This is a genomic window from Enterobacter cloacae complex sp. IR5450, assembly GCF_049238665.1.
Lineage (GTDB): Bacteria > Pseudomonadota > Gammaproteobacteria > Enterobacterales > Enterobacteriaceae > Enterobacter > Enterobacter hormaechei_C.
In genome coordinates this window covers 1-743 of sequence record NZ_JBMKIC010000093.1, presented here as the reverse complement: position 1 = coordinate 743, position 743 = coordinate 1, and the positions used below count along the sequence as shown (strand labels likewise).

Below are 743 nucleotides of genomic sequence, written 5' to 3'. Positions count from 1 at the left end.
GGCTTGACGGAAAACTATCTGGCGCATCGGCCGGATGCAGACTCCTTTTCGCTGCAGGTAGATGCGTACGCCGACACGGTGGACGAGGTTATCGCCGTCGCCTCTGCGCTGCGTGATGCCATTGAGCCGCACGCGTACATCACACGCCTTGGCGAGCAGGAGAAAGACCCGGAAACAAAGCGCTATCGCTACTCATTCGATGTTGACTGGATAGTCACTAGATAAACGTATTATTCAACCACCGGCCTTGAGCCGGTTTTTTTATGACCGGAGATAACAATGTCTGTATTGACGCAAGGTACGCAGCTCTTTGTGCTCGCAAAAGGCGCGGTGAGCGAAGTTGAATGTATCACTGCATTCTCACCCGGCAGCAACCCGGCGGACCAGATTGAAGACACCTGTCTTTCTGAGCGCTTTGATCGCAGCTATAAGCGTGGTCTTCGAACGCCTGGCACAGCATCACTGACGCTTAACGCTGATCCTAAAAATACCAGCCACATCATGCTCTACAACCTGTCCATTTCGGACGACGAAGAGGATCAGGACCTGACGTTCGCGATTGGATGGTCAGACGGAACCGCATCGCCAACTGCGGCTGAAGATGGTGCATCCGGTGCAGTCGATGGCCTGGTGTTACCTGACAGCCGCACATGGTTCGTATTCAAAGGCTATGTGTCCGACTTCCCGTTTGATTTTGCAGCAAACACGGTTGTTTCTACTTCTGCATCTGTCCAGCGCTCCGG

At 53.6% G+C, this 743-nt stretch carries 2 protein-coding genes; both read left to right on the top strand.

All coding sequences use genetic code 11. The annotated features are described in order from the left end of the window. Window positions 1-225, top strand: a 225-nt coding sequence (gp17, locus tag ACOTYB_RS24845; protein ID WP_421765926.1) for a tail completion protein gp17, incomplete at its 5' end; no start/stop codon positions are given. A 54-nt stretch (window positions 226-279) separates the two neighbouring features. Beyond that, window positions 280-743, top strand: a 464-nt coding sequence (locus ACOTYB_RS24840) for a phage tail tube protein (protein ID WP_421765925.1), incomplete at its 3' end; no start/stop codon positions are given.